This is a genomic window from Bacillus sp. RIT 809 (assembly GCF_016892495.1).
Lineage (GTDB): Bacteria > Bacillota > Bacilli > Bacillales > Bacillaceae_G > Bacillus_A > Bacillus_A cereus_U.
Window position 1 is genome coordinate 61,690 of the sequence record NZ_JAFEMR010000004.1, and the last position, 23,734, is coordinate 85,423.

The window sequence follows — 23,734 nt, forward strand, 5'->3', positions numbered from 1 at the left end:
GAAGTTGAAGCAATGGTTTACATTAACTAGACACTTACAAGATGGAGATAGTGCAGATATAACTTGGTCTATACCCAAATATAATACCTATCCTAAAGGAAAATAAATACTCTTAGAAAGAAGTTTTTTATATGTGGAAAAATCTGATTTTAGAAATTGAAAAAATAGAGAAAAGTTTTAATGATGAACTGAATACACCATCAACAGATAGCGAAGTTCAGAAATTAAGAGAACATGCAAAAGAGAAATTTAATGTTGATTTACCGAGTGAATACGAAGAGTTTCTTAAAACTGTAAATGGTTTAGATTTTAATGGACTGGTACTTTACGGAGTTGACCCTTCTTTACTAGAAATAGAAAAAAATGAACAAATTTGCGGCTTTATAGAAACGAATGAGATTTGGTATGAAAATGAATTTCAAAAAGAGTATCTTTTCTTTGGAGATTCAAATATTGCGTGGTTTTGCAAAAACTTATCAGACGGTACGTATCTAGAACTTGATAAACCATCTGGTACAGTGATGAACACATATAATGATTTCAATACAATGCTTGAGGAAGCGTTAAAAATAACCCTTCTTTAATAGGAGGTATTAAAATGAACAATATTACATGGTCCTTTATGAGTAAAACGCCAATTACAGATGAAGAAATCCAAAAAGTAGAACAATATTTTAATATTAAATTACCCAACGATTTTGTTGCGTGCGTGAAGAAATACGACGGGGGATACCCTAACCCAAAAGTATTTGATGTACCAGGACAAGATGAAAATGTATTCAGTGACCTCTTAACTCTTCATAGAGAAGATGAATATTCGATTGTCCAAAACTATGAAGGTATAAAAGATAGATTAGTTGATAAAGTATACCCTTTTGCTAGAGACCCATTTGGCAATTTATTATGTTTTGATTACCGAGATAATCCTGAAGCCCCAACGGTTGTATTTTGGGAACATGAGGAAGAAGAGATAGAAAAAGCAATCTATCCTGTTTGTTCATCTTTTACAGAATTGCTTAATAGCTTACGTGATTATGACGATGAATAATATGTTTCATAAAATATATTAACGATTTAGCTTTACAATAATCTACATCATAAGAGAATATCACTTCAATTGAATCTAATGGAGGTAGTAAAAGCTATGTTTGATTTTTTGCAAAAATATGTTGTAGCAGACAGAAGTATCCGTTCTAAACAAGAACCTATTTTCTATCCTATATATCAAGAGGAAATAGATGAAGCGGAAAGCCTATTACAAATGGAACTTCCAAAAGAACTGAAACGCTTTTATCAAGAAATAGGTTGTGGGTTTTTAAAGTCTGATAAAAGAACGTTTTTTAACAGATTTATGGACCCAATTTCAGTTGCAGATTTCCGTTTAAGACAAGATATTTATGAATACAATCCCAACCTAGATGGTGTAGACGATGAAGAATCATTAGTGTTTTTTGAAGTGACAGAACTTAGCTTCTTAACAATTAAATTTAAGCAAGCAAATGAATTAGGGCAATGCCCTATATATTATGGTTCAACGAAAATAGCTGGTTCTTTAGAAGAATTTTTAATTAAAATGGATGAAAATCCTGACTATTATATTTAATCTTTTTGAGACTTGCTTTAAGGCGTAGGATTTGAAAAATATCTAATCATGAATAAAAAGCTTATGTATAACTTGCATAAGCTTTTGTAATGTCCATTACCTTTTTTAACTGAAAGTACTTTGAATAGATGATAGAATCAAATTTAGGTAAGCGATAAATTTTACACGTCTAACCAATGAATTTTATGATTCGTTGGTCTTTTTATTTTGTCGAGAAGAAACGGAATAGTGAGTTTGATTTTATCAAAGTTTTTTAGGTTAATGAAAGGGAGTTATTTAATTTTATGAGAGGATTAAATAAGCACAGATAGGGAGAAGGAAAATAAAATATTAACTTGGCTAGGAATAGTAGCAATTATGGGAACTCTTGCTGTTGCAGTTACTTTTGAAATATTAGAACTTGCAGATAATCCAGCAGATAAACATGCGAGTGTTGAAATAGATAAAAAAGAAGAATCAGAGGTAGTAGATGGTGTTCATCCTGCACTGATTATTAATCTTCACCAATCGAGATTCCCGACCTAACGTCTTCGCAAAATTGTGAGGTGATTTAGTGAATGGATAGCGGAAATTATGTAAATATATGTAGAAAACCTTAAGAGCAAAGCAGATTATACAGGGAATACAATACGGTGGTTTGACAGTGTAATTTTGATAGCGTATCATTAATTGGGAAATGCTAGAGATATAGGAGAATATAAGAATGTCTGTAAAAAAAATAGTGGGTCGATCGTACCCAATCATTGTCATGACGGTATTTTTGTCTGTGTTTTCAATGATAGTAAGTAAATTTTTTATTCCGAAAAAAATTTTGATGAGTGGAGAATTTCCTTATCCGACTGAGGAGTATACTGCAAGTGAAGTAGGTGTTGTTATAGTAGCGACAATTCTTTTGTTTGCACTCTTCTTGATGTATTATAAATGGGTTATTAATAAAATGAAAAGAACGTCTACAAATATCATGATTACTTTAGGTATAATGAGCATTTTGACGATAGAAATAATTATTACTTCTATAGCATTTAACCCTGTTGTGGGAGATTATGCCATCCTTAAAGAAGGAATTGTTTCTGTATTTAATGGGGATAATCATTTTTTAGAAATGGGACAGCTTCTATTTTATCCATATAATACACACATTGTATTACTCGGTGGGTATTTTGCAAAATTAATAGGGAGCGTAGAATTAGCAATAAAAATATTACCGATCGCATGTATAACAGGTAGTATTATTTTAAATGTATTGATTGTAAGGAAAATTACAAACTTTAAAGTTGCTCACATTTCGCTTGTGTTATCTGTGCTAAACATTTTTATATATTGGCAGGCACCGGTTTTTTACACCCATACATTAGTAGTATTTTTCATTTCAGCAACGATGTATACATATTTATGTTTGAAAACGGCGAAAACAAAAAAAATGAAGATTATTTTATGGATTTTATTAGGTGTTTTCGCAGCTTGTACTTATATTATAAGACCGACAGCATTGGCGGTAGCATTAGCGATTTTAATTGAAAATATTTTAAAGTTTCGTAAGGAATATTCTGTAAAGGTATTAAGTAGTGTTTTATTTTGTTTAATTCTCATTGTAAGTTTTAAAGGTATAACGACAAAACTAAATCTCAGTACCGATAATGAAATTGAAAAAATTCCGTATTCCCACTGGGTAAAAATGGGTGTTAACAAAGATACGTATGGTGTTTGGAATCAAGCGGATGCAGATTATATTGATGATGAAAACATGAAGAATACGAAGGACTTGAATGAACACAATAAAGAAGTTATAGTACAGCGTTTCAAAGAACTTGGTGTAATGGGTTACATAGAACATCTAAATGAAAAAATAACTAGAGAATGGGTATCGAGTCAGTTCTCCATGTACCGTATTGGAGAATGGTTTGAGCAGAAGAATGATATGGTAACTAATTTCGTATCGAACTATAGTTCAACGAATAATAAAATCGTTACTATATATTCGTATGTTATCAAATTATTCGTGTATGTAGCTGTTATGGCAGCTGTTATACTGTATAAAAAGAAAGATGAAACTGAATCAGAAGTTATCCGGATTGCGATGGTTAGTACATTAGGGGTATTTACTTTCTTGTTACTATGGGAAACGGCCCCTCATTATACTTATGAGGCATTTGCATTTATGAATATCCCAGCTTCTTTAGGGTTATATAAATTGTTTGCGATTTTTAACAAAGAAAAGAAAACTGCATAATTTGAGTAGCTGAAATGAATGGTAAAAACCCCCTCTTTTATTAAAAGAGGGGGTTTAACTTATAATTGATTATGAATGATTGAAGGAAAGAAAGATTAAATTGGATCGCAGCATGTCCGTTAAAGAATTTTAGTAGGGAAGTCATCCATGATATAATAGAGAAAAATAAAAAGCCCTGCAAAACAGGACTATATTATTCTTCGTCTTTATTTTGTTTTTCTAATTCAACTAATTTTTGGATTAAAATATGCTGAGGCATATGCATAAGTTGTTCAAGTGGAACACCTAACGCTTTTGATAGGCGGACTGCAGTGTCTGGAGAAATTTGTAATGGTCTCATAGAAGTACCTCCTTTTTCGTATAGTATAGCATAAGATTGGGGGAGTGAGGATGACTCTTATATTTGCGCATCGTGGTGCGGCGGGAACGTATCCGGAAAATACAATGATTTCATTTGAAGCAGCAGAGGCTTTCGGGGCAGACGGAATTGAACTCGATGTTCAATTAACGAAAGATGGAAAAGTTGTCGTTATTCATGATGAAACTGTGAATCGAACGACGAATGGAAAAGGTGCTGTTCGAAATTATTTATACGAAGATTTATGTAAGTTAGATGCAAGTTATAAATTTAGTGAAAAAATAGGCTTTTGTAAAATTCCTCTTTTAGAAGAGGTACTGGAATGGCTTGAAAAAACGCAATTGCTACTTAATATTGAACTTAAAAATGATAAAATTCCATACAGAGGTTTAGAAGAAGAGGTTATAACACTTGTGCGTAAGTTTAGTCTGGAGGATCGTGTTATATTTTCTTCGTTTAACCACTATAGTATGAAACGGTGCCATATGATGGCTCCTGATATTCAAACAGCTATTTTGTATCGGGAAGGTTTGCATAGCCCGTGGGCATATGCAAAAAAGATGGGTGCTACTGCAGTGCATCCGAATTATCGTTATCTTCAAGATGCCATCGCTGAATTAACGATGGAAAGTGGTGTAGAGGTTCGTCCTTACACGATAAATGAAGAAACGCTTATGCGTAAATATTTTGATATGAACATATCGGCGATTATTACTGATTATCCTGAAACAGCAAGAACTTTATTACCGATAAAAAATGAGACCTAATATAATGGTCTCATTTTTTTATCGGTATGTGAAAACTTTGTTCTACCTTCTGAAGCGGGCTTGCACTTTATTTCTCTTACGATCTCTGTGTAAGACGAAGCCGCCGAAAATATAAAACCCGAGTGCAAAGCAAAGAGCGCCGATTAAAAATTGTAACCATAATATAGGGATTGGGGAGAATAAAATCCCAAATACAGTATCTCTCATTAGTTTAATACCAAGCACGGCTAATGAAATCGGGATGAGTGCTAATGATAGAGCGAGGTAACGCTGCATACATAACGCTCCTTTTCAGATTATTTTGTTTATTTTAATGATGTTATATGAAAAGGGGGTTTGTCAAGAGATTGCTGAACGAGTAAGATAAGGATGTGAAAAATTTTGCAGAGATACTTCGAGAGGAAGTGTAATGTATGAAACAAAAGGTGTTAATTGTTGGAGCGGGTGAAGGTGGGAGTATACTACTGAGTCTGTTACAAAATTCGAATATATTTCAAATTGTAGGAGTTATTGATATTAATCCAATTGCGAAAGGATTACAAATCGCAAAGGAATATGGGACTCCGATTGGTGATAGTGTAACTCCGTTTCTTTCTATGCATATTGATGTAATGTTTGATATGACAGGTGATTATGATTTACATAAAGTTTTATTGGGAAGCAAGCATAAAGACACCCTTCTTATACCAGGGGATATTGCAAAAATTGTTACGAGACTAGCGCATGAGAAGGAAAGCTTAATTGGGAAGCTAGAAGAACAGACGCAACAAGGGAATTTAATTTTAAATTCTACGCACGACGGTATGATTGTTATAGACCAAGAGGGACAAGTTCGTCTGTTTAATAAAAGTGCAGAGCGTATTATCGGATATAAGAAAGAAGAGGCGATAGGAAAATATATTTTAGAAGTTATTCCAACGAGTAAGTTGCTTCGGATTATACGTACGAAACAAATAGAAGTGAATCATGAACTGACGCTAGAAAATGAAAATAAGATCATTACAACGCGTATTCCAATATTAAAAGAAGATGGAGAGGTTCAAGGAGCATTTGCGATTTTTAAAGACATTACAGAAGTTGTAGATTTAGCGGAAGAAGTTACAGACTTAAAAGAAATTCAAACGCTACTTGAGGCGATTATTAACTCATCTGAGGAAGCGATTTCGGTTGTTGATGAGAAAGGAAGAGGACTAGTTATAAACCCTGCTTATACGAAGTTAACGGGTTTGACTGAAGAAGAAATTATAGGGAAGCCGGCTACAACTGATATTGTAGAAGGTGAAAGTATGCATATGAAAGTACTTCGGACGCGCCGAGCGGTACGAGGAATACATATGAAGATTGGGCAAAAAAAGCGAGATGTAATTGTAAACGTAGCACCGGTTATTGTTGATGGAATATTGAAAGGGAGCGTCGGGGTAATTCGCGATGTATCAGAAATTCAAAAGTTAACAAATGAATTGAATAGGGCAAGACAAATTATTCGAACGTTAGAAGCAAAATATTCATTTGATGATATTGTTGGTGATTCAGATGAAACGACGGCAGCTATTGAACAAGCAAAACTTGGAGCGAATACACCGGCAACAGTATTGCTTAGAGGGGAATCTGGTACGGGGAAAGAGTTATTTGCACACGCTATTCATAACGGTAGTAATCGAAAATACAATAAGTTTGTACGAGTAAACTGTGCTGCTATTTCTGAGACCTTATTAGAAAGTGAATTATTCGGTTATGAGGAAGGTGCGTTTTCTGGAGCGAAAAGAGGCGGGAAACGAGGATTCTTTGAAGAAGCGAATAATGGAAGTGTTTTTTTAGATGAAATCGGAGAGTTATCTGCAAATACGCAAGCGAAGCTCCTTCGTGTGCTACAAGAAAAAGAAATTGTGAAAGTAGGGGGAACGAAAGCGATACCTATTAATGTTCGAGTGATCGCTGCGACGCATGTGAATTTAGAAAAAGCTATTTTAGAAGGGAAGTTCAGAGAGGACTTATATTATCGTTTAAATAAAATCCCGATTCAAATCCCTTCCCTTCGTCAGCGTAAAGGAGACATACCAGCGATTGCAGAAAGGTTAATTCAAAAAATTAATCAAGATTATGGTCGTAATGTAGAAGGACTCACCGATTCAGCCATTTCGTATTTACAATCATATGAATGGCCAGGGAATGTTAGGGAACTTGAAAATATTTTAGGACGAGCTATTATCTTTATGAATTATAACGAGATATATATTGATGTACATCATTTACCGCCTTTACATAAAGAAGAACAAGTAGAGACGAAACAAAATAATTTATTACCTGAATTAGAAGAGAAGGCCCTTGAACACCTAGTGACAGAATTTGAGGGGAATATTATCCGTGAATATTTAGAGAAATTTGATGGGAACAAAACGAAGACTGCAAAAGCGTTAGGGATTTCAGTTCGAAACTTATATTACAAGATAGAAAAGCACGACTGTGCAAAAAATAGCATGCAATAAATTGCGCACCATGCAATTTATTGCATGGTATACAAAAAGTGACAAAACGAGACAGAATATTTAGTTGTTTTCCAAAGTATTGATTTTACTGCATTTTGAATGCGTTTTCATTATTGGTAAGACCAATTTTAAAAGTTGGCACGGTATTTGCTTAATGAATAGACGAGGGACGACGGAAAGGGTTGATTACAAAATATGAAGTTAGAACACTTAATTGATCAAGCAGCAGGACAACCTAAAAAAACTGTGGCTGTAGCAGTAGCTGAAGATCATGAAGTAATTGAAGCTGTAGCGAAAGCAATCAAGTTACAGCTAGCTCAATTTCGTCTATATGGAAATCAAGAGAAAATAATAGGGATGCTACAAGAGCATGGGTTACAAACTTCAGAACATATTGAAGTGATTGCAGCAGCGTCAAGTGCTGAGGCTGCAGAACTTTCTGTTAAAGCCGTAAGAAATGGCGAAGCAGATGTGCTAATGAAGGGGAACATCCCAACAGCAAATATTTTGAAAGCTGTATTAAATAAAGAGTGGGGACTTCGTAAGGGCAGCGTACTTTCACACGTTGCAGCGTTTGAAGTTCCAAATTACGATCGTCTTATTTTTGTTACAGACGCAGCGATGAACATTGCACCTGATGTAACACAAAAAGCTGCTATTATACAAAATACTGTAGAAGTTGCCCAGGCAATAGGAATTGATTTGCCGAAGGTAGCGCCAATTGCAGCGGTAGAGGTTGTTAATCCTGCGATGCAAGCGACAATTGATGCAGCGATGTTAACTCAAATGAATCGCCGTGGACAAATTAAAAATTGTGTCGTTGATGGACCACTTGCTTTAGATAATGCAGTATCACAAATTGCAGCAGAGCATAAAGGCATAGTAAGTGATGTAGCAGGTAAGGCAGACATTTTACTCGTCCCAACGATTGAAGCTGGAAATGTGCTATATAAATCACTCGTCTATTTTGCAAATGCAAAGGTAGGAGCGATGATTGCTGGCGCTAAAGCACCGATTGTTTTAACATCACGTGCTGATTCAGCAGAAACAAAAGTATATTCATTAGCATTGGCAGTTGCGACTGCTTCAAAATAAACCAAATAGGGTAAAACAATTAGGGGGAAACGACAATGACATTAGAAATCTTCGAATACTTAGAAAAATATGATTATGAGCAAGTGGTATTTTGTCAAGATAAAGAATCTGGTTTAAAAGCAATCATTGCAATCCATGATACAACACTTGGACCAGCTCTAGGTGGAACAAGAATGTGGACATATGATTCTGAAGAAGCGGCGATTGAAGATGCATTGCGTCTTGCAAAAGGGATGACATACAAAAATGCAGCAGCTGGTTTAAACTTAGGTGGTGCAAAAACAGTAATTATCGGTGATCCACGTAAAGATAAAAGCGAAGCGATGTTCCGTGCATTAGGACGCTACATTCAAGGACTAAACGGACGTTACATTACAGCTGAAGATGTTGGTACAACAGTAGATGATATGGATATTATCCATGAAGAAACTGATTTTGTAACAGGGATTTCACCATCATTCGGTTCTTCTGGCAACCCATCTCCAGTAACTGCATACGGTGTTTACCGTGGTATGAAAGCAGCTGCAAAAGAAGCGTTCGGTACAGATAACCTAGAAGGAAAAGTAATTTCTATTCAAGGTGTTGGTAACGTAGCATATCACCTATGCAAACATTTACACGCTGAAGGAGCGAAATTAATCGTTACAGATATTAATAAAGAAGCTGTACAACGTGCAGTAGAAGAATTCGGTGCAACAGCAGTTGAGCCAAATGAAATTTACGGTGTTGAATGTGATATTTACGCACCATGTGCATTAGGCGCAACAGTTAATGATGAAACTATTCCACAACTTAAAGCAAAAGTAATTGCGGGTTCTGCAAATAACCAATTAAAAGAAGATCGTCACGGCGACATCATTCATGAAATGGGTATTGTATACGCACCAGACTATGTAATTAATGCAGGTGGCGTAATTAACGTAGCAGACGAATTATATGGATACAATAGAGAACGTGCACTAAAACGTGTTGAGTCAATTTATGACACAATTGCAAAAGTAATCGAAATTTCAAAACGCGATGGCATAGCAACTTATGTAGCAGCGGATCGTCTAGCTGAAGAGCGCATTGCAAGCTTGAAAAACACTCGTAGCACATACTTACGCAACGGTCACGATATTATTAGCCGTCGCTAATCATTCATATATAACTTTTACAAAAGGTGTGGTTACCTCTTATGAGGTTCCCACTTCCTTTTGAATTTATTAGTGGAGGTAGCAACATTGTCTGTAAATCGAATTCTTGTTATTAACCCAGGTAGTACATCCACAAAAATTGGTGTTTTTGATAATGAAAGACCCGTTCTAGAAGAAACTATTCGTCATGACGTAGAACAGATTGGGAAATATAAGCGAATTATCGACCAATATGAGTTTCGAAAAGAAACGATTTTAGAAGTTCTACATTCTCATGGTATTAACATTTCAAAATTAAACGCTGTTTGTGGACGTGGTGGATTACTTCGTCCAATCGAAGGCGGTACGTATACAGTAAACAATGCGATGTTAGAAGATTTAAAAAATGGGTTTAGCGGTCATCACGCTTCAAATCTCGGGGGCATTCTAGCTTATGAAATCGCTTCGGGATTAAATATTCCTGCATTCATTGTGGATCCTGTCGTTGTAGATGAAATGGAGCCAATTGCTCGTATTAGCGGTATTGCTGGTATGGAACGTAAAAGTATTTTCCATGCATTAAACCAAAAAGCGGTTGCTCGTAAAGTAGCAGATGAATTAAATCACAAATATGAGGATTTGAATTTATTAGTTACACATATGGGCGGTGGTATTACAGTTGGTGCTCATAAAAAAGGAAAAGTTATCGATGTTAATAATGGCTTAAACGGAGAAGGACCATTTAGTCCAGAGCGTGCTGGTACAGTACCGGTAGGACAATTAGTTGAAATGTGTTTCTCTGGTGAGTATTACCGAGACGAAATGGTTAAAAAACTTGTCGGACAAGGTGGACTTGTAAGTCTTATCGGTACAAACGATGCAATTAAAGTAGAGCAAATGGTTGAAAAAGGTGATCCTGAAGCAACTCTTATTTATAAAGCAATGGCATATCAAGTTGCAAAAGAGATTGGCGGAGCTAGTGCTGTACTTCACGGGAAAATCGATGCAATCGTATTAACTGGTGGACTTGCGTACAGTAAAATTCTTGTCGATGAAATAAAAGAACGTGTTCACTGGATTGCAGATGTTATCGTACATCCAGGAGAAGATGAATTACAAGCGTTAGCAGAAGGAGCACTTCGTGTATTACGTGAAGAAGAAGCTCCAAAAGAATATGTTGTACGAGAAAAACAAACAGTAGCTAGGGGTTGAGATAATGGCAAGAGAATATGATTTAGTCATCGTTGGCGGCGGTACTGGTGGATATGTTGCTGCTATTCGTGCATCACAACTAGGGTTAAAAACTGCACTTGTTGAAAAAGAAAATCTTGGTGGTACTTGTTTACACAAAGGATGTATTCCTAGTAAAGCTCTTTTACGTAGTGCGGAAGTATACGCAACTGCTAAAAAAGGAGAAGAGTTCGGAGTTATTGCAAGTAATGTAGAACTAAACTTTGCTAAAGTACAAGAGCGTAAAGAGAAGATTGTAACGCAGCTTCATAAAGGCGTTCAGCATTTAATGAAACAAGGTAAAATTGATGTGTTTGAAGGTATTGGCCGTATTCTTGGCCCATCTATTTTCTCTCCAATGCCAGGTACAATTTCAGTTGAACTTGCAAGTGGAGAAGAGAATGAAATGTTAATTCCAAAAAATGTACTTGTTGCAACAGGTTCTCGTCCAAATTCATTACCAGGATTAGAGTTAGACGGAGAGTATGTAATGTCTTCGGATCATGCCCTAAAAATGGAAACGCTTCCTAGTTCGATCATTATTGTTGGTGGCGGTGTAATTGGTATTGAGTGGGCATCTATGCTTGCTGACTTCGGTGTAGAAGTTACAGTATTAGAGTATGCGAAAAACATATTACCACTAGAGGATAATGACGTTTCAAAAGAAATGCAGCGTCTATTCAAGAAAAAAGGTATTAAAGTGGTAACTGGTGCAAAAGTATTACCAGAAACATTGGTAAAAGATAATGGAGTAACAATTCAAGCTGAACATAACGGTGAGAATAAAGCATTTAAAGCAGAAAAAATGCTTGTATCTGTAGGAAGACAAGCGAATACGCAAAATATGGGCTTAGAGAATACAGATATTGTTGTGGAAAAAGGATACATTCAAACAAATGAGTTTTATCAAACGAAGGAATCTCATATTTACGCAATTGGAGATGTAATCGGTGGCCTACAACTTGCTCACGTTGCTTCGCATGAGGGAATTGTTGCTGTAGAACATATTGCTGGTAAAGAAGTTACACCAATTGATTATTCTATGGTATCGAAATGCGTATATAGCAGTCCAGAAGTTGCTTCTGTTGGTTTAACAGAACGAGAAGCGAAAGAAAAAGGCTATAAGTTAAAAGTAGGTAAATTCTCATTCCGTGCAATCGGAAAGGCACTTGTATACGGAGAATCAGACGGTTTTGTAAAACTTGTAGTTGATGAAGAAACAAATGACATTCTTGGTGTTCATATGATCGGACCACACGTAACAGATATGATTTCTGAAGCAGGTCTTGCAAGAGTACTTGATGCAACACCTTGGGAAGTAGCACATACAATTCATCCGCATCCATCATTATCTGAGGCGATTGGTGAAGCTGCATTAGCTGTAGATGGAAGAGCGTTACACGCATAAAAATGTGGATTTAGGAGGTTATGAAAAATGGCAGAAGTAAAAGAAAAGCGCCATGAAGAGTTTGGTTTAAGTGATGAGCAAGTATTAGAAATGTTCCGTACGATGTTACTTGCACGTAAAATCGACGAACGTATGTGGTTATTAAACCGTGCAGGTAAAATTCCATTCGTAATTTCTTGTCAAGGACAAGAGGCTGCACAAGTTGGAGCAGCGTTCGCTCTTGATAGAGAGAAAGATTATGCATTACCATACTACCGTGATATGGGTGTTGTATTAGCGTTTGGTATGACAGCAAAAGAACTTATGTTATCTGCTTTCGCGAAAGCTGGAGATCCAAACTCTGGTGGTCGTCAAATGCCTGGTCACTTCGGTCAAAAGAAAAATCGTATTGTGACAGGTTCATCTCCAGTAACAACACAAGTACCACATGCAGTTGGTATTGCACTAGCTGGAAAAATGGAGAAGAAAGATTTAGTAACGTTCGTTACATTCGGAGAAGGCTCTTCAAACCAAGGTGATTTCCATGAAGGTGCAAACTTTGCTGGTGTACACAAACTACCTGTTATTTTCATGTGTGAAAATAATAAATATGCAATCTCTATTCCGGTTGAAAAACAATTAGCATGTAAAAACGTATCAGATCGTGCAATTGGTTACGGTATGCCTGGATATACAATAGACGGAAACGATCCGCTTGCAGTATATAAAGCTGTTAAAGAAGCAGCAGACCGCGGTCGTCGTGGTGAAGGCCCAACTTTAATTGAAACAGTATCATATCGTTTAACAGCACATTCTAGTGACGACGATGATCGTGTTTACCGTGATAAAGAAGAAGTAGAAGAAGCGAAGAAAAAAGATTCAATTATAACATTTGCAGCTTATTTAAAAGAAGTTGGCGTGTTAACTGAGGAATTTGAAAAACAAATGTTAGATGAAATTATGCATATCGTAAATGAAGCAACAGAATATGCAGAAAATGCTCCGTATGCAGCACCTGAAGATGCATTGAAGCACGTATACGCAGAATAGGGGGGAACGTTTCATGGCTGTAATGTCTTATATTGATGCTATTACATTAGCAATGCGCGAAGAAATGGAACGCGATGAGAAAGTATTCGTTTTAGGAGAAGATGTTGGTAAAAAAGGTGGCGTGTTTAAAGCGACACACGGTTTATATGATCAATTTGGTGAAGATCGTGCACTTGATGCACCGCTTGCAGAATCTGCAATTGCTGGGGTAGCAATTGGTGCAGCAATGTATGGTATGCGCCCAATCGCTGAAATGCAGTTTGCTGATTTCATCATGCCAGCAGTAAACCAAATTGTTTCTGAGGCAGCAAAAATTCGTTATCGTTCTAACAACGATTGGACTTGTCCAGTTACAATTCGTGCGCCATTTGGCGGAGGTGTTCACGGTGCATTGTATCATTCACAATCTGTAGAAGCGATGTTTGCAAACCAACCAGGTTTAAAAATTGTTATCCCTTCTACACCATATGATGCAAAAGGCTTATTAAAAGCAGCAATTCGTGATGAAGATCCAGTATTATTCTTCGAACATAAACGTGCATATCGCTTAATTAAAGGTGAAGTGCCAGAAGATGATTACGTATTACCAATCGGAAAAGCAGATGTAAAACGTGAAGGTGATGATATTACTGTTATTACTTACGGATTATGTGTTCACTTTGCTCTTCAAGCAGCTGAGAAATTAGCACAAGATGGCATTTCTGCACACATTCTTGATTTACGTACTGTGTATCCGTTAGATAAAGAAGCGATTATTGAAGCAGCTTCTAAAACAGGTAAAGTTCTTCTTGTAACAGAAGACAATAAAGAAGGAAGTATCATAAGTGAAGTGGCAGCAATTATTGCTGAAAATTGTCTGTTTGATTTAGATGCGCCAATCGCACGTCTTGCAGGCCCAGACGTTCCGGCAATGCCATATGCACCAACAATGGAAAAATTCTTTATGGTAAATCCAGATAAAGTTGAAAAAGCAATGCGTGAACTTGCGGAATTTTAATCGGGGGGACTATACATGGCTGTAGAAAATATCACAATGCCTCAGCTCGGGGAGAGCGTTACAGAGGGTACAATTAGTAAATGGCTCGTTAATGTTGGCGATCACGTAAACAAGTATGATCCACTTGCAGAAGTAATGACTGATAAAGTAAATGCCGAAGTACCATCTTCTTTCACTGGTATTGTGAAAGAGTTAATAGCTGGCGAAGGTGAAACGTTAGCTGTAGGTGAAGTTGTTTGTGTCATTCAAGTAGAAGGCGCAGATGAAGTAGCAGCAACAACTGTAGAGGAAAAAACGAAAGAAGAACCAAAGGCAGAAGTAACTACGCCTGAAAAAGCACCGAAAGCAAAACAACCAACTGATGGAAAACCACGTTTTTCACCAGCTGTGTTAAAACTTGCGGGTGAGCATAACGTTGATTTAGATTTAGTAGAAGGTACGGGGGCAAATGGCCGTATTACTCGTAAAGATATTTTAAAGCTAGTGGAATCTGGAAATATTCCGCAAGCAGGTGCGAAGAAAGAGGCAGTTGTTGCAGTAGCAGAGCGCCCAGAAGCACCAAAATCAGTGGCAGTAGCACCGGTAGCACAAAAAGTAGAAGCTGCAAAACCAGTTTCTGTGCCGACAATGCCTGGAGATATCGAGATTCCGGTAACAGGTGTGCGTAAAGCAATTGCAGCAAATATGTTACGCAGTAAACACGAGGCACCTCATGCTTGGATGATGATTGAAGTAGATGTGACAAACCTTGTATCATACCGTAACTCAATTAAAGGCGATTTCAAAAAGCGTGAAGGCTTTAACTTAACGTTCTTTGCTTTCTTCGTAAAAGCAGTAGCACAAGCGCTAAAAGAATATCCTCAAATTAACTCAATGTGGGCTGGCGATAAAATCGTTCAGAAGAAAGACATTAACCTTTCTATCGCTGTTGCAACAGAGGAAGAACTATTTGTACCAGTAATTAAGCACGCGGACGAGAAAACAATTAAAGGTATCGCTCGCGAAATTACAGAACTTGCAGGAAAAGTACGCACGAAATCATTAAAAGCTGATGAAATGCAAGGCGGAACATTTACAATTAATAACACAGGATCATTCGGTTCTGTTCAATCTATGGGTATTATTAATTACCCACAAGCGGCTATTTTACAAGTTGAATCAATTGTAAAACGCCCAGTAATTATGGATAATGGTATGTTCGGTGCTCGTGACATGGTTAACTTATGTTTATCACTTGATCACCGTGTACTTGATGGTTTAATTTGTGGTAAATTCTTAGGACGTGTAAAAGAAATTTTAGAAAATACGTCAGAGAACAATACATCTGTATATTAATAAAAAGCTCGCGTTTGCGAGCTTTTTATCATTTCATTTCTTCATTTGTATCCTACTATATGTACAAACCTTTCCCAGTAATCTTACAATGAATGATCATGTATTAGGAATTTGCGAAAATACATTGCTGATATATGGTATATAGATATAAAATAAAAAAAGAATAATTTTTTGGCAAATCTTACTGATGAAACTGTAGTATAATATATTGTATTGTATGAAAAAGAGAGTTATTCTATATAAGTGTTTTATAGATAATGTGTAATCAGTCGTCAAAACATGAAGAATGTTGACTCCTGGTTTTTTATTTTGCTGTAACAATGTTTCAGGAGGATGTCATGAAAAGAAGTACCGAGTTTCTAAAAAGTTTAGATGTAAAATTAATTTTAATTTTGTGTGCACTATGTGTTACGAGTATAGCTGCTATATATAGCAGTCAGCAAACCGGACAGTATGGAGATGCAAACTTTGCTATGAAGCAGGGAGTTAACTACATAATTGGGGTTGTATTGTTACTTCTTGTTGCAAGCATCGACTTAGATCAATGGCAAAAATTGTCTTGGCCACTTTATATCGCTGGGTTTGGTTCACTTATTCTTTTGAAAATACTACCGGTTTCCAGTTTTACACCTGAAAAATTAGGTGCAAAAAGATGGTTTGTTTTTCCAGTAGCTGGACAAATTCAGCCATCGGAGTTTTTCAAAATTTCATTGCTTCTCATAATAGCCAGTTTAGCGGTGAAACATAATGCTCAGTATATGGCCCGGACATTCCAAACTGATTTGAAATTAGTCGGGAAAATTATGTTAGTATCTCTTCCACCTATGGCCGTTGTATATAGCCAACCAGACACAGGAATGGTGTTCTTATATGCAGCAGCTATCGCATGTATTTTATTTATGTCAGGAATTCAAAAGAAATTAATTGCGATATGTACAGTCATTCCGGTGACCATATTGTCTACATTAATATTTATATTTGTAAAATATCCAGATTTCTTCTTTAATAAATTAGTTACTCTGTTAAAACCTCACCAACAATCACGTATTATAGGTTGGCTAGATCCATTTGAAAATGCAAATGAAGGCTATCAAACGCAGCAATCGATTTTAGCTGTAGGTAGTGGAGGTATGGAAGGTAAAGGGTACGGTGAAGGGAGCGTCTATATTCCGGAGAAACACACGGACTTTATTTTCGCTACAATTGCTGAAGAAGGCGGATTTATAGTAGCAGCACTAGTTGTGTTCTTGTTCCTGTTACTACTTTATCGAACAATTATTATCGGTTATTCTGCTGATAATTTATTTGGTACATTATTATGTGCTGGATCAATAGGAATACTAACGGTTCAAATATTCCAAAATATTGGTATGATCGTTGGATTAATGCCTGTAAAAGGTATCGCGTTACCTTTCTTATCATATGGGGGAAGTTCCTTATTCTCGAATATGATTATGATGGGGCTCATATTATCGGTACGGAAAACGTATAAAAAATATATGTTTTCAGTTAAGTAAAAAAAAGCTGACTCGTTTTTAAACGAATCAGCTTTTTTACATATATGCCCTTAAACGTTGCAAACTAAGACAGAATTGTAGTTTGCGACGTTTAAGGAGTGCAAAGTTATGCATATTTTTGAAGGAGCACGGCATCTTTCTAATGGCGAATGGGTTATCCGAGCGATTATAGCTTATATATTTTTAATTCTTGTTGCGAAAGCGATGGGGCAAAGGTCTATTGCGCAACTAAGATTTTTAGACGTTGTACTAGTGTTATTATTAGGGGGGAATATTTCTAACGCATTATCAGATGAAAAGGTTGGATTACTCGGTTCGATGATTACAACGTTCATACTCGTTGTACTTCATATAATAAGCTCTGTTTTAATGTTGAAATGGGATAGGTGGAGACGTTTTTTAGAGCCTGCACCTATTATTCTTATACATAATGGTTCCATTGATTTTAGTAACTTAAAAAAAGCGAGAATTACGGTGGAGTATTTATTTTCGGAACTTCGCGTACAAAATGTGAGCGATATTAAAACGATTAAATTAGCATTGTGGGAAGCGAGTGGTGTTGTTTCTATATTTCAGTATCCAGAATATGAAGCAGTTTCTCGGCTTGATCTTAAAGTGGCGGGGAAAAAATATCCAGTTGCTTTTATATTAGTGAAAGATGGAAGAATTCAGCAAGATGTTCTCGCTTTATTAGGAAAAACAGAAGAGTGGGCGAAAGAGTGTTTAGAGAAGAGTGCAGAAATCGAATCCATTATGTTAGCTACAGTTGATGAAGCGCATAAAATAAATGTTTTGTTAAAAAAATGAAAAATATACGCATTTTGTCGTTTCATACATATGATACAATAGTGTGAACAACGGAAAAATGGGAGGTGTTTCCATGGGATATGTAGAGGAGTTACGAAAAGTAGTTGGTCATCGCCCTTTAATTTTAGTTGGTGCTGTTGTACTCGTTATAAATGAAAATGGTTATGTTTTATTACAACAGCGAACAGAGCCGTACGGAAAATGGGGGTTGCCTGGCGGGCTAATGGAGCTTGGTGAATCACCAGAAGAAACAGCTTACCGTGAAGTATATGAAGAGACAGGAATAGAAGTAAAGAACCTCCGATTAATCAATGTATTTTCTGGAGCGAACTACTTTACAAAATTAACAAACGGTGATGAGTTTCAATCCGTAACGACAGCCTATTATACCGATGAATACGAAGGGAATTTTGTTATGAATAAAGAAGAAGCGGTTCAGCTTAGATTCTTCCCGGTAACAGAGCTACCTGATTATATTGTAGGATCGCATAAAAAAATGATTGTGGAATATATGAAAATTATGGAAAAAAAGATATAATAGTAGTGGAAGAAATACAAAAACACAGATCTGGTTGGTAGTCCAGACGCATGATTTTATGTCAGTAACCTTCCCCTCCGGGATGTCCAGTATTTCTAATTTTTTTAAGGAGGGGCTGTCAATGGAGTTGACAGTATATCATGATGGTCAATTTTTTGTGGGAATTATTACTCGCAAAGAAAAAGGGAAGTTGTTTGGAGCAAAGTATATTTTTGGGACGGAACCATCAGATGAAGAAGTACTTATATTTGTAAATGGTCCAATGTTAGCGTATTTCCAGCACTTTGCAAGATTTGGTGTGGAGATTAAAGAAAAACAGCGCCCGAAAAATAGTAAGCGTATCATACGGCAATCGGCCAAAGAAGTAAATGAAAAACGTTATACAAAAGCGCAAGAGGCAATTAGTTTATCTTACGAGTTGCATAAACAAGAAAAGCGAGTGCAATCTAAAGAGAAACGAGAAGCTGAAAAGCAAAGAAGACGTTTAATAAAAGTACAAAAGGCAAAGCAAAAACATCGAGGTCATTAAGAAAAGGTGTTAGAGCAAGAGCTCTAACACCTTTTCTACGCTCAAATACAAGTAAACTTACTTGTATTCTCTAAACATTAACTGGTAAGATACAAATAGGTAGAATTAGAGGAGGGAAAAGATTGATTAACTTTAACTTTTTTATGAATGATGTTGTCCGTCAAGCGCGTGAAGAGATCGTTTCTGCGGGATATACAGAGTTGACGACACCAGAAGCAGTCGAAGAAGCATTTAAAAGAAATGGTACAACACTTGTAATGGTAAACTCTGTATGTGGCTGTGCAGGCGGTATTGCTCGCCCTGCTGCTGCACATTCCGTACATTATGATAAACGCCCTAACCACCTTGTAACGGTATTTGCGGGTCAAGATAAAGAAGCAACAGCAAGAGCTCGTGAATATTTTGAAGGATATCCACCTTCATCTCCATCATTTGCTTTATTGAAAGATGGAAAAATTGTAACGATGGTAGAACGTCATGAAATTGAAGGTCATGAACCAATGCAAGTAATTGCAAAACTACAATCTTACTTCGAAGATAATTGCGAAGAACTATAAGGAAGAGAAAAAGCGGTACGTTCAGGAACAAGTGGACGTACCGCTTTTTTATTTATTTTTTATAATGATTGGACATGCATAGAGATGTTGATTTATGCATGTTTTTATGCAGTGGAAACGAACTTAATAATGTTTTTGTGTTTATTTTTATTTTAAATGTTGCATAAAAATGAAAGTATTGATACAATACAAACATCGAATAAATATTCTATTTAACTTTTAAATATACATTATTAGGGGGAAGAAAGATGAAGAAGTTATTATCAATATCATTTGCACTTATTTTAATTGTAAGTATGTTCAGTGCTTGTAGTAATGGGGAAGAAAAGACGAAGAGTGAGAATAAAAAAGTACTCGTTATGGGGACTTCAGCAGACTATAAACCGTATGAATACGTGGAAGCTTCAAAAAGTGATGAAATTATCGGCTTTGATGTTGATATTGCAAAATATATCGGAAAAGAACTTGGGTATGAAGTGAAAGTGAAAGATATGGATTTTGGAGGATTATTAGCATCTCTTAGCTCAGGAAAAGTTGATTTCGTTATGGCAGGTATGACGCCAACTGCAGAGCGTAAAAATAATGCTGATTTCACAGATATTTATTTTGTTGCTAAAAATATGATTGTTTCAAAAAAGGGTTCTAATATTAAATCCTTAGAAGATTTAAAAGGTAAAACAGTAGGAGTACAAACAGGATCAATTCAAGAAGAAAAAGCAGAAGAATTTAAAAAACAAGTCGATTTCAAAGCAGAGGGACGTGACCGTATACCAGAAATCGTACAAGAAATCAAAGCTGGTCGTTTTGACGCTGCAATTATAGAAGACACAGTTGCAAAAAATTATTTAGAAAAAATGAAAGAACTACAAGGGGCTGAAATTCAAGAAGCACCAGAAGAAGTAGGTGCAGCAATTGCCCTTCCGAAAAACAGTGATAAAACAGAAGAATTTAATAAAGTAATTAAGAAAATGCAAGAAAATGGAGAAATGGATAAATTAGTGAAGAAATGGTTTGGCAGCGGAAAATAAGCTGCCTTTCACTTTTCTGTGAGGGGAATGAAAAGGATGAATCTAGATTTTTCGGCAATTACGCCTTCAATACCATATATATTAAAGGGCTTAGAAGTTACATTGAAAATTGTAGCTGCATCAGCTTTGGCAGGATTTATTTTAGGGACGTTATTAGCGCTTTGCAAAATTGCTAGAATAAGAGTACTAAACATTGCAGCAGATATTTATACGTCAATATTTCGTGGCACACCGCTGGTATTGCAATTAATGATTATTTATTTCGGTGTTCCGCAAATGATTGGATATGAGATACCAGCCTTTTTAGCAGCTGTACTTGCATTTAGCTTAAATTCAGGTGCATATATGTCAGAAGTAATTCGTGCCGGCATTCAAGCGGTCGATAAAGGACAAACAGAAGCAGCAATGGCTTTAGGTATTCCGTACAGTAAAATGATGAGAAATATTATTTTTCCTCAAGCTTTAAAAAATATATTACCAGCGCTTGTGAATGAGTTTGCGACACTTACGAAAGAGTCGGCTGTAGTAACTGTAATAGGAGCGACTGATTTAATGCGCCGTGCTTATATTGTAGGCGGTGAAACATTTAAATATCTTGAGCCATTACTGTTTGTTGGCCTTATTTATTATATATTAGTAATTATTCTTACATTAGTCGGGAAGGCAATTGAAGGGAGAATGAAGAAAAGTGATTAAAATTGACAACCTTCATAAATCATTTGGAAAAAATGAAGTATTAAAAGGAATTACAACAACGATTGAAAAAGGAGAAGTTGTTGCAATTATCGGACCGTCTGGATCTGGAAAGTCAACGTTTTTACGCTGTATGAATGTACTAGAAGCACCGACAGCTGGTCACATTTGGATTGGAACGGAAGAAGTAACGAATCCGAAAACGAATATTATGCACGTTCGTGAAAATGTCGGAATGGTATTTCAACATTTTCACTTATTCCCTCATATGACTGTATTGGAAAATATTACGTATGCTCCTATCAATGTAAAAGGAGTAACGAAGCAAGAGGCTGAAAAAAAAGCTGAGAAACTTCTAGAAAAAGTGGGGTTATTAGATAAGAAAGATGCATATCCAAATCGTCTTTCAGGTGGACAAAAGCAACGTGTAGCAATTGCAAGAGCGTTAGCGATGGAACCGGAAGTTATGTTATTTGATGAACCGACCTCTGCGCTAGATCCAGAAATGGTGAAAGAAGTGTTAGAAGTTATGAAATCATTAGTTACGACAGGAATGACGATGGCAATCGTTACACATGAAATGGGATTTGCAAAAGAAGTAGCAGACCGCGTTCTCTTTTTAGATGGTGGAAAGCTAGTAGAAGATAGTAATCCGGAAGAGTTTTTTACAGCACCAAAAAGTGACCGTGCAAAAGAATTTTTGCAAAAGATATTGTAATATGTAAAGGTTAAGTGAACAATAGATAGAAAAGGATGACATAGCGTCATCCTTTTTTTATACTATTTTTAAATACATTTATACATATAGGGGTAATGATATGTTTAAAATTGGATATAGAACAGTGAAAACAGCGCTTGGAACGGGTGCGGCAGTTTTTATTGCTCAGTTATTAGGATTAGAATTTTATAGTTCAGCTGGTATTTTAGTCATTTTATGCGTGCAAAATACGAAACGAAAATCCGTTCAAGTATCGTTGCACCGTTTTTTAGCTTGTGTATTATCGATGGTATTTGCGTTTTGTATTTTTGAAACGATGGGTTATACACCATTTGCGATTAGCATATTACTGCTTACCTTTATTCCGACTGCAGTTATGTGCAAAATTCAAGAAGGGATTGTCACGAGTTCGGTTATCGTTATGCATCTGTATTCATTAAAGCAAATTACATGGTCTATAGTTGGTAATGAAATTGCTATATTAACGATTGGAATTAGTGTCGCTTTATTAGTAAACATGTACATGCCAAGCAGTGAGAATAAACTGAAAGAGTATCAAGGGAAAATAGAAGACCATTTCAGAACGATTTTGTTTGAAATGGTCGTTTATTTACGAAATCGAGATAGTAATTGGAGTGGGGCCGAATTAATTGAAACAGAAATGATGCTGAAAGAAGCAAAAGATTTATCATTTAAAAAACTTGAGAATGCATTTATGCGAGAAGATGACTATTACTATCGTTATTTTAATATGCGTATGCAACAATTTGAAATTTTGGAGCGAATGATACCATTAGCTGCATCACTATCTTGGACGTATGAACAAGCTGATATGATTGCAGACGTAATTGAAAATATAGGGAATTCTATTCGTCCTGAAAGTACAGGGGTCATTTCGTTAAGACAACTTCAAGAAATGCGAGAAGTATTTAGAGAAATGCCTTTACCAGTCTCGCGAGAAGAATTTGAGATACGTGCGAAACTTGTTCAACTTGTGTATGAAATGGAGCAATATTTACTCATTAAAAGTCGTTTTAAGGGAAAGGATAATATAAAAGAACTTATTTAGAAGGTAGGAATTATATATGCCGTATCTTCTTTCTTTATTATTATGTCTTTCTCTATCACCAATCTGGCCTCTTGGTGATAATCCACGTGCTGGAGATCCTTTTATAATTGTAAATAAAGCAACGAATAAACTAGCTTACATTGATGATGGGAAGATCCAAAAGGTTTTTCCAGTAGCGACAGGGAAAACAAATGAATTAACCCCAGAAGGAACCTTTGACATTGTATTGAAGGCGAAGGATCCCTATTATATTGCGAAGGATATTCCTGGGGGCTCTCCAAAAAATCCACTTGGATCGAGGTGGATGGGATTTAATGCAAGAGGAACGGATGGAAGTAAGTATGGGATACACGGGACAAACCAGCCTAGTTCAATTGGAAAATATATTTCGCAAGGATGTATACGAATGAAGAAACATGATGTGGAATATTTGTTTGATCGTATTCCACTTGGAACGAAAGTATCGATTGTGAAATCGAAAAAATCATTTCAGCAATTGGCAAAGGAAAAAGGGGCCATAGCATTTGGAAAAGTCAACGAAACGGTTGGCTTTTTTCTTTTCTATAAGTTGTCTTGACATGTGTACATAACCATGCGTTAATGAGAATATATAAAGATAATTGAG

The 23,734-nt window shown here is 36.1% G+C and carries 26 protein-coding genes; 24 read left to right on the top strand and 2 right to left on the bottom strand.

The window, feature by feature from the left end; genetic code table 11:
• Nucleotides 1-131: 131 nt before the first annotated feature.
• The 5 genes from JTF23_RS06070 to JTF23_RS06090 all read left to right on the top strand — a co-directional run bounded on the left by JTF23_RS06070 (nt 132) and on the right by JTF23_RS06090 (nt 3,833).
• Entirely contained in the window at nt 132-584 is a 453-nt protein-coding gene (locus JTF23_RS06070) for a YrhA family protein (RefSeq protein WP_204208287.1), read from the top strand.
• Between the two features lie 14 nt (nt 585-598).
• Nucleotides 599-1,048, top strand: coding sequence for an SMI1/KNR4 family protein (locus JTF23_RS06075; protein WP_204208288.1), 450 nt, complete (start codon nt 599-601; stop codon nt 1,046-1,048).
• A 96-nt stretch (nt 1,049-1,144) separates the two neighbouring features.
• Nucleotides 1,145-1,603 carry an SMI1/KNR4 family protein gene (locus JTF23_RS06080; RefSeq protein ID WP_204208289.1) on the top strand — a complete coding sequence of 153 codons (459 nt, stop codon included), beginning with the start codon at nt 1,145-1,147 and terminating at the stop codon, nt 1,601-1,603.
• Between the two features lie 357 nt (nt 1,604-1,960).
• Complete coding sequence (locus tag JTF23_RS27725; RefSeq protein ID WP_252188000.1) at nt 1,961-2,128, top strand: hypothetical protein; 168 nt, start codon at nt 1,961-1,963, stop codon at nt 2,126-2,128.
• Nucleotides 2,129-2,306: 178 nt separating this feature from the next.
• On the top strand, nt 2,307-3,833 hold the full coding sequence (locus tag JTF23_RS06090; RefSeq protein ID WP_204208290.1) for a glycosyltransferase family protein: 1,527 nt from the start codon (nt 2,307-2,309) through the stop codon (nt 3,831-3,833).
• Nucleotides 3,834-4,026: 193 nt separating this feature from the next.
• On the opposite strand, the gene JTF23_RS06095 is transcribed toward JTF23_RS06090, so the two are convergent.
• Nucleotides 4,027-4,173: a YycC family protein gene (locus tag JTF23_RS06095; protein WP_001247671.1), complete on the bottom strand. Its 147-nt coding sequence runs from the start codon at nt 4,171-4,173 to the stop codon at nt 4,027-4,029.
• 50 nt (nt 4,174-4,223) lie between these two features.
• Between JTF23_RS06095 and JTF23_RS06100 the strand changes: the two genes are divergently transcribed.
• Nucleotides 4,224-4,958 carry a glycerophosphodiester phosphodiesterase gene (locus JTF23_RS06100; protein WP_016106125.1) on the top strand — a complete coding sequence of 245 codons (735 nt, stop codon included), beginning with the start codon at nt 4,224-4,226 and terminating at the stop codon, nt 4,956-4,958.
• 42 nt (nt 4,959-5,000) lie between these two features.
• Here the strand turns inward: JTF23_RS06100 and JTF23_RS06105 are convergent, their stop codons facing one another.
• Nucleotides 5,001-5,234 (bottom strand): DUF2627 domain-containing protein, encoded by a 234-nt coding sequence (locus tag JTF23_RS06105; RefSeq protein WP_002111735.1) that lies wholly within the window; start codon nt 5,232-5,234, stop codon nt 5,001-5,003.
• Between the two features lie 137 nt (nt 5,235-5,371).
• On the opposite strand from JTF23_RS06105, the gene JTF23_RS06110 reads away from it, so the two are divergent.
• From JTF23_RS06110 to JTF23_RS06195, 18 genes are all read left to right on the top strand, one after another.
• Nucleotides 5,372-7,444: a sigma-54 interaction domain-containing protein gene (locus JTF23_RS06110; protein ID WP_002160552.1), complete on the top strand. Its 2,073-nt coding sequence runs from the start codon at nt 5,372-5,374 to the stop codon at nt 7,442-7,444.
• A 195-nt stretch (nt 7,445-7,639) separates the two neighbouring features.
• The gene (gene yqiS / locus JTF23_RS06115; RefSeq protein ID WP_002199395.1) at nt 7,640-8,539 is read left to right on the top strand and encodes a phosphate butyryltransferase; all 900 of its coding nucleotides are present in this window, start codon (nt 7,640-7,642) and stop codon (nt 8,537-8,539) included.
• Between the two features lie 35 nt (nt 8,540-8,574).
• On the top strand, nt 8,575-9,675 hold the full coding sequence (locus JTF23_RS06120; protein WP_002111731.1) for a leucine dehydrogenase: 1,101 nt from the start codon (nt 8,575-8,577) through the stop codon (nt 9,673-9,675).
• Nucleotides 9,676-9,762: 87 nt separating this feature from the next.
• Nucleotides 9,763-10,866: a butyrate kinase gene (gene buk, locus JTF23_RS06125; RefSeq protein ID WP_002111730.1), complete on the top strand. Its 1,104-nt coding sequence runs from the start codon at nt 9,763-9,765 to the stop codon at nt 10,864-10,866.
• Between the two features lie 4 nt (nt 10,867-10,870).
• Nucleotides 10,871-12,292: a dihydrolipoyl dehydrogenase gene (gene lpdA, locus JTF23_RS06130; RefSeq protein WP_002111728.1), complete on the top strand. Its 1,422-nt coding sequence runs from the start codon at nt 10,871-10,873 to the stop codon at nt 12,290-12,292.
• Between the two features lie 27 nt (nt 12,293-12,319).
• Nucleotides 12,320-13,321, top strand: a complete 1,002-nt coding sequence (bfmBAA, locus tag JTF23_RS06135) for a 3-methyl-2-oxobutanoate dehydrogenase subunit alpha (RefSeq protein ID WP_002111726.1) — start codon at nt 12,320-12,322, stop codon at nt 13,319-13,321.
• Between the two features lie 13 nt (nt 13,322-13,334).
• Nucleotides 13,335-14,318 (top strand): 3-methyl-2-oxobutanoate dehydrogenase subunit beta, encoded by a 984-nt coding sequence (gene bfmBAB / locus JTF23_RS06140; protein ID WP_000290070.1) that lies wholly within the window; start codon nt 13,335-13,337, stop codon nt 14,316-14,318.
• 15 nt (nt 14,319-14,333) lie between these two features.
• A complete protein-coding gene (locus JTF23_RS06145) occupies nt 14,334-15,653 on the top strand; it encodes a dihydrolipoamide acetyltransferase family protein (RefSeq protein ID WP_002111724.1) in 1,320 nt (439 codons plus the stop codon).
• A gap of 338 nt (nt 15,654-15,991) precedes the next feature.
• Nucleotides 15,992-17,170 (top strand): FtsW/RodA/SpoVE family cell cycle protein, encoded by a 1,179-nt coding sequence (locus JTF23_RS06150; protein WP_002111722.1) that lies wholly within the window; start codon nt 15,992-15,994, stop codon nt 17,168-17,170.
• A 108-nt stretch (nt 17,171-17,278) separates the two neighbouring features.
• Complete coding sequence (locus JTF23_RS06155; protein WP_199692607.1) at nt 17,279-17,977, top strand: DUF421 domain-containing protein; 699 nt, start codon at nt 17,279-17,281, stop codon at nt 17,975-17,977.
• Nucleotides 17,978-18,050: 73 nt separating this feature from the next.
• Nucleotides 18,051-18,515, top strand: a complete 465-nt coding sequence (locus tag JTF23_RS06160) for an NUDIX hydrolase (RefSeq protein WP_204208291.1) — start codon at nt 18,051-18,053, stop codon at nt 18,513-18,515.
• A gap of 121 nt (nt 18,516-18,636) precedes the next feature.
• A complete protein-coding gene (locus JTF23_RS06165) occupies nt 18,637-19,044 on the top strand; it encodes a YjdF family protein (RefSeq protein WP_199692605.1) in 408 nt (135 codons plus the stop codon).
• Between the two features lie 143 nt (nt 19,045-19,187).
• Nucleotides 19,188-19,601 carry a BrxA/BrxB family bacilliredoxin gene (locus JTF23_RS06170; protein ID WP_002015097.1) on the top strand — a complete coding sequence of 138 codons (414 nt, stop codon included), beginning with the start codon at nt 19,188-19,190 and terminating at the stop codon, nt 19,599-19,601.
• 248 nt (nt 19,602-19,849) lie between these two features.
• Nucleotides 19,850-20,629 (top strand): transporter substrate-binding domain-containing protein, encoded by a 780-nt coding sequence (locus tag JTF23_RS06175; RefSeq protein WP_204208292.1) that lies wholly within the window; start codon nt 19,850-19,852, stop codon nt 20,627-20,629.
• A gap of 36 nt (nt 20,630-20,665) precedes the next feature.
• The gene (locus tag JTF23_RS06180) at nt 20,666-21,325 is read left to right on the top strand and encodes an amino acid ABC transporter permease (protein WP_002160560.1); all 660 of its coding nucleotides are present in this window, start codon (nt 20,666-20,668) and stop codon (nt 21,323-21,325) included.
• Nucleotides 21,318-22,040, top strand: a complete 723-nt coding sequence (locus JTF23_RS06185; protein ID WP_002160561.1) for an amino acid ABC transporter ATP-binding protein — start codon at nt 21,318-21,320, stop codon at nt 22,038-22,040. The genes JTF23_RS06180 and JTF23_RS06185 overlap by 8 nt, the downstream gene beginning before the upstream one ends.
• Before the next feature lie 100 nt (nt 22,041-22,140).
• On the top strand, nt 22,141-23,109 hold the full coding sequence (locus JTF23_RS06190) for an aromatic acid exporter family protein (RefSeq protein WP_204208293.1): 969 nt from the start codon (nt 22,141-22,143) through the stop codon (nt 23,107-23,109).
• A 16-nt stretch (nt 23,110-23,125) separates the two neighbouring features.
• Nucleotides 23,126-23,686 (top strand): L,D-transpeptidase, encoded by a 561-nt coding sequence (locus tag JTF23_RS06195; RefSeq protein WP_016106120.1) that lies wholly within the window; start codon nt 23,126-23,128, stop codon nt 23,684-23,686.
• Nucleotides 23,687-23,734 lie beyond the last annotated feature (48 nt).

Bases quoted from the DNA above. Each gene is read 5' to 3' on its own strand.
- JTF23_RS06070 (WP_204208287.1), top strand. From the start codon at position 132: ATGTGGAAAAATCTGATTTTAGAAATTGAAAAAATAGAGAAAAGTTTT.
- JTF23_RS06075 (WP_204208288.1), top strand. From the start codon at position 599: ATGAACAATATTACATGGTCCTTTATGAGTAAAACGCCAATTACAGAT.
- JTF23_RS06080 (WP_204208289.1), top strand. From the start codon at position 1,145: ATGTTTGATTTTTTGCAAAAATATGTTGTAGCAGACAGAAGTATCCGT.
- JTF23_RS27725 (WP_252188000.1), top strand. From the start codon at position 1,961: ATGGGAACTCTTGCTGTTGCAGTTACTTTTGAAATATTAGAACTTGCA.
- JTF23_RS06090 (WP_204208290.1), top strand. From the start codon at position 2,307: ATGTCTGTAAAAAAAATAGTGGGTCGATCGTACCCAATCATTGTCATG.
- JTF23_RS06095 (WP_001247671.1), bottom strand. From the start codon at position 4,173: ATGAGACCATTACAAATTTCTCCAGACACTGCAGTCCGCCTATCAAAA.
- JTF23_RS06100 (WP_016106125.1), top strand. From the start codon at position 4,224: ATGACTCTTATATTTGCGCATCGTGGTGCGGCGGGAACGTATCCGGAA.
- JTF23_RS06105 (WP_002111735.1), bottom strand. From the start codon at position 5,234: ATGCAGCGTTACCTCGCTCTATCATTAGCACTCATCCCGATTTCATTA.
- JTF23_RS06110 (WP_002160552.1), top strand. From the start codon at position 5,372: ATGAAACAAAAGGTGTTAATTGTTGGAGCGGGTGAAGGTGGGAGTATA.
- yqiS (WP_002199395.1), top strand. From the start codon at position 7,640: ATGAAGTTAGAACACTTAATTGATCAAGCAGCAGGACAACCTAAAAAA.
- JTF23_RS06120 (WP_002111731.1), top strand. From the start codon at position 8,575: ATGACATTAGAAATCTTCGAATACTTAGAAAAATATGATTATGAGCAA.
- lpdA (WP_002111728.1), top strand. From the start codon at position 10,871: ATGGCAAGAGAATATGATTTAGTCATCGTTGGCGGCGGTACTGGTGGA.
- bfmBAA (WP_002111726.1), top strand. From the start codon at position 12,320: ATGGCAGAAGTAAAAGAAAAGCGCCATGAAGAGTTTGGTTTAAGTGAT.
- bfmBAB (WP_000290070.1), top strand. From the start codon at position 13,335: ATGGCTGTAATGTCTTATATTGATGCTATTACATTAGCAATGCGCGAA.
- JTF23_RS06145 (WP_002111724.1), top strand. From the start codon at position 14,334: ATGGCTGTAGAAAATATCACAATGCCTCAGCTCGGGGAGAGCGTTACA.
- JTF23_RS06150 (WP_002111722.1), top strand. From the start codon at position 15,992: ATGAAAAGAAGTACCGAGTTTCTAAAAAGTTTAGATGTAAAATTAATT.
- JTF23_RS06155 (WP_199692607.1), top strand. From the start codon at position 17,279: ATGCATATTTTTGAAGGAGCACGGCATCTTTCTAATGGCGAATGGGTT.
- JTF23_RS06160 (WP_204208291.1), top strand. From the start codon at position 18,051: ATGGGATATGTAGAGGAGTTACGAAAAGTAGTTGGTCATCGCCCTTTA.
- JTF23_RS06165 (WP_199692605.1), top strand. From the start codon at position 18,637: ATGGAGTTGACAGTATATCATGATGGTCAATTTTTTGTGGGAATTATT.
- JTF23_RS06170 (WP_002015097.1), top strand. From the start codon at position 19,188: ATGAATGATGTTGTCCGTCAAGCGCGTGAAGAGATCGTTTCTGCGGGA.
- JTF23_RS06175 (WP_204208292.1), top strand. From the start codon at position 19,850: ATGAAGAAGTTATTATCAATATCATTTGCACTTATTTTAATTGTAAGT.
- JTF23_RS06180 (WP_002160560.1), top strand. From the start codon at position 20,666: ATGAATCTAGATTTTTCGGCAATTACGCCTTCAATACCATATATATTA.
- JTF23_RS06190 (WP_204208293.1), top strand. From the start codon at position 22,141: ATGTTTAAAATTGGATATAGAACAGTGAAAACAGCGCTTGGAACGGGT.
- JTF23_RS06195 (WP_016106120.1), top strand. From the start codon at position 23,126: ATGCCGTATCTTCTTTCTTTATTATTATGTCTTTCTCTATCACCAATC.